At 30.4% G+C, this 3930-nt stretch carries 6 protein-coding genes and 1 pseudogene; all 7 read left to right on the top strand.

Features of this window, described 5'->3' with window-relative positions:
• Window positions 1-186, top strand: a 186-nt coding sequence (locus PHQ99_08025; protein MDD4289517.1) for a tetratricopeptide repeat protein, incomplete at its 5' end; no start/stop codon positions are given.
• 18 nt (window positions 187-204) lie between these two features.
• Window positions 205-594 (top strand): annotated as a pseudogene (locus PHQ99_08020) (tetratricopeptide repeat protein).
• A 218-nt stretch (window positions 595-812) separates the two neighbouring features.
• Window positions 813-1040 carry a toxin HicA gene (locus PHQ99_08015; protein ID MDD4289516.1) on the top strand — a complete coding sequence of 76 codons (228 nt, stop codon included), beginning with the start codon at window positions 813-815 and terminating at the stop codon, window positions 1038-1040.
• Window positions 1027-1359 (top strand): toxin-antitoxin system HicB family antitoxin, encoded by a 333-nt coding sequence (locus PHQ99_08010; protein MDD4289515.1) that lies wholly within the window; start codon window positions 1027-1029, stop codon window positions 1357-1359. Before PHQ99_08015 ends, PHQ99_08010 begins: the two co-directional genes overlap by 14 nt.
• Before the next feature lie 318 nt (window positions 1360-1677).
• Window positions 1678-2358: a hypothetical protein gene (locus tag PHQ99_08005; protein ID MDD4289514.1), complete on the top strand. Its 681-nt coding sequence runs from the start codon at window positions 1678-1680 to the stop codon at window positions 2356-2358.
• The gene (locus PHQ99_08000) at window positions 2351-3142 is read left to right on the top strand and encodes a GSU2403 family nucleotidyltransferase fold protein (GenBank protein MDD4289513.1); all 792 of its coding nucleotides are present in this window, start codon (window positions 2351-2353) and stop codon (window positions 3140-3142) included. Before PHQ99_08005 ends, PHQ99_08000 begins: the two co-directional genes overlap by 8 nt.
• A gap of 333 nt (window positions 3143-3475) precedes the next feature.
• Window positions 3476-3930, top strand: a 455-nt coding sequence (locus PHQ99_07995; GenBank protein MDD4289512.1) for an SWIM zinc finger family protein, incomplete at its 3' end; no start/stop codon positions are given.

Raw genomic sequence — 3930 nt, 5'->3', positions numbered from 1 at the left:
GAAGCCTCTCTTGCATTAGAGAAGGCCGTGCATTACCTTCCTGAAGAAGCTGAGCAGATTTATTATAGGCTTGGTATAGTATATCTAAAAATAGGCAATGATGAACAGGCAATTGAATCTTTTGAAAAAGCAACCCGGCTTAATCAGGAATTGAAGGATGCTTATTTTTATTTGGGATGGATTTAAAATAAAACCAAACAGTTTAACAGGGCCGTTGAGTCCTATGAAAAAGTGATTAGGGTAGATCCTCAATATGTTAATGCCTGTTATAACCTGGGATGGGCTTACACTGAGACAGGTCAATTCAGAAAGGCATTGGAAGTTTTTAAAAAGGCAATCGAAAATAATCCCGATGATGCCGACTCATACTATGTATTGGGCTGGGCTTACGGAAAATTAAAAAATTATGAACAAGCAAAAAAATTATTTCAGGAAACTATTCATATTAAGCCTGATTATATTTATGCTCACTATGGTTTGGGTATGACTTGTTTGGCATTGGGAGAAAGAAACCAGGCCTTTAAAGAGTATAAAACCTTAAAGGATCTTGACCAGGAGACTGCTAAATTATTATTTGACCAGATTTATTCCTGACAAAAGTACAATTAATTAAAAACAAAAGGGTTAGAGGCTTCATAATCTTACATTATTGCAAGAATTCCTTACAATCAGCCTCAACCCTTTTTTAAATTTTATTTATTTTTAATTTATTGGTAGGAATTATGTAACATACAAGGTGGTGTTAAGAATAGAATAGAAATACAGGCATTTACTTATGCTATCATATGCACTATCATTGAATATAAGAAAAGATATATTTGTCCAATCCCAAAAATTTCAAGCTTGATGATTTGATTAAAATATTTATGAATTATTTTGGGGCACCTAGAGTTAAAGTTAGTCATCATATATTCAAGACACCATGGAAAGGGGACCTAAGAATAAATATACAAAAAGATGGAAAAATGGCAAAGCTATACCAGGTGAAGTTAGTAGTAAAAGCACTGAAGAAATTGGAGGTAAACAATGAAGACTCATGACCTAATTGAGAAATATACGTATAGAGTAGAATGGTCTGAAGAGGATAAAATTCATATTGCCAGATGCCTTGAATTTCCTTCCTTGATGGCTCATGGAGATACAATAGAAGATGGATTAAAGGAAATTAAAGAAGTTGTTAAAAATACCATTGAATGGATGAATGAAGAAAATGAAAAAATCCCAGAACCGTTTGGAATGAAAAAATATAAAGGCAATTTAACCTTACGTGTACCAGCGGAAGTGCACAAGAACTTGGTTATTAAATCAGCAGAGGAAGGTGTATCTGTAAATCAGTATATTCTTTCTAAAATCTCATGATTTGATGCTCCTTGCATAACAATGACAAAGCGCATATATAGCGTCAATCCTCTCCATATGGTGTTTATAGAAAGAAATCTTTATTTTTCTACAAATGAATTTGAAATCCCTGATTCTCTTTCTTTAATTGAATGCTATTGTTACCAGAGTGATTTTTATTGGAATTTTTGATATTCTATGGTGGTCCTATCTGAAAGCAGAAAGATTGAAGAGTGTAAGGAAGATTGATTGGAGTTCAATGAAATCTTATTGACTATTAGTGTTCACTTATTATATAATGTTCAATATATAGTGAACATTATTATTTAGGTGAACATTATGGCTAAAAGAAAGAAGCTTAAAAATATATTTGCGGACAAAGCTTCGATAGTTTTACGAATAATGTTGCAAAATCCTGAAAAAAAATGGGTTGTTCGCGATTTTAGTTCAAGGACGCTTTTAAGTATTGGTATGGCTCAAGAAGTATTACAGTCAATGGAGATTAAGGGATATATCGAAAGAGTGAAAAAGGGTCCGAAAAGCTTTACTGTTTTGACAAATCCTGAAAAGCTAATTACTGACTGGATAAAATGGTATCAATTTGAAAAAAATGGTGTTGAATCCTATTATTCCCCGGATAAGAATATTCTTAAAAAAATTAAATCAGTATTAAAAGAGCAGGAATATGCCTTAACGCTGCATCCAGGTGCTAACCTAATTACGTCTTTTGTTAGAACAACAGATATTTATTTATATATAAAAACTAAAAGCTGGAAGAAAGATATTTTAAAAATTAGACAGGACTTAGGGTTAAAAGAGTTGGTTCAAGGAGGTAATATCCATTTTGTAGACCCCTTTTACCGGAATAGTATATTTAACGAAATCCAAAAAATAGGGGGTTATTCAGTTGCCTCAAATCTGCAATTATATTTGGATTTATATAACTTTCAGCCGCGAGGAAGAGAACATGCAGAATATTTAAAAAATTTATTATTAACAAAAGGAGTAGAACTTGCTTGATTTACACAATTCTGAGTTATTATTTTTTGAAGTACTTGCAGATTTAAAAGAATATTTAGATGATCTTGTTGTTGTAGGTGGCTGGTTAGCTTATTTGTATAGCAACTTTTTATGGAGAAATATTTCAATAGAGCCGATTACAACAGTAGATATTGATTTTGGATTAAGTGAAAAAAGCAATAAAATATATCATCAAAATATATATCAAATATTATCTTCATTAGATTATGAACAACATCATATAAAAATAGGAAAAATATTTCCTGTTGCTTTTTACAAAAAGGGCGTCATACCTGTTGAGTTTATAGTTGATTCTAATGTAAATGTTAAGAAATTAGAAAACTTACTTGGAACAAAAATAAGTGTTAATAAGATTGCAAAGTTTGATTTTTTAATAAAAAATAACATTTTACTAAAAATCAAAGGTGGTAAGCGTAAAAATATTTACACTATTAAATGTCCAAAGCCCTCTGCATTTTTATATCATAAAGGAGTAACATTTATAGACAGAGAGAATAAAGCGAAACAAGCGAAAGATTTATATTATATGTATTTTATTTTGAGATATGCTGAAGATTTGGATGTTATTTTGAAAGAAATTCATCATTATTATGATAGCGGGTATTTTTTAAATGAATTTATAAATATAAAAGAGTATTTTAAAAGAAGAACAAGCCCTGGTTGTTTAATGGTTGAACGGGAAAATGGACTAGATGAATATATTGATGATGTTAGGAACGATATTTTTAATAGGTTCAACCAATTATTGGAATTTTTAGAGTAAAACGTAAAGAATATATTTGTTGAAACTCTTTAAAGAGGAAATCAAATATAAGCAAAATTACACAAATAAATCTGTATCACAATCTTTCCTTAGAACAAAACAATTTGAAGATAGTGCTAAGGATTTGTTAACCATAAATCACTGTAGGGCTTCTTCTATAATGATAAAGTTTTTGCTATGATTGATTGTAAAAATATAAGAGATATTTTAGGTAAGGTAGAGGTAATATGACACTCGGAAGATCTTTGGCCAGAGTTTTTAAGGAATTTGAGGAACTCAGATAGTTTTTCTAGCCCTAGTATATTGCTAATATATTCTAAATTAGGTGGGAAAATGAAGTTAACTCTTGAAGATATCAGAAACTTATGCACTGAAAGTTCTTTTGAACGAGGCATTGAATATTTTAGAATGGGCAAGGTAATCAGTTTGGAACAAGCGGATGATAAAATTACGGCTGTTGTTCAGGGTGAGTATGATTATCAGGTGACAATTTACAAAGAAAATAATAGAATCATGGCAGAATGTAGCTGTCCTTATGACTGGGGAGGTTATTGCAAACATATTATAGCTACTCTGATTGCTTCGTTTATTAATAGGGAAAAGAATATAATTAAAAAATCTAAAACTGAAGATAAGTCCGAAGCAATTTTAAATAGCTTATCATTGAATGAATTAAAAGAGTTTCTAAAAGTAGAGTTTAATAATAATCCTGCATTAAAAGAAAATTTTATTATTTACTTCTCAGGAAAAAGCTCAAAGGAAAGAAACCTATTAGATTATAAAAAAGA

Source organism: Atribacterota bacterium, assembly GCA_028703475.1.
Lineage (GTDB): Bacteria > Atribacterota > Phoenicimicrobiia > Phoenicimicrobiales > Stramentimicrobiaceae > JAQVMU01.
Note: the sequence above shows the minus strand (reverse complement) of the source record. Positions and strands in the feature narration are given on the sequence as shown.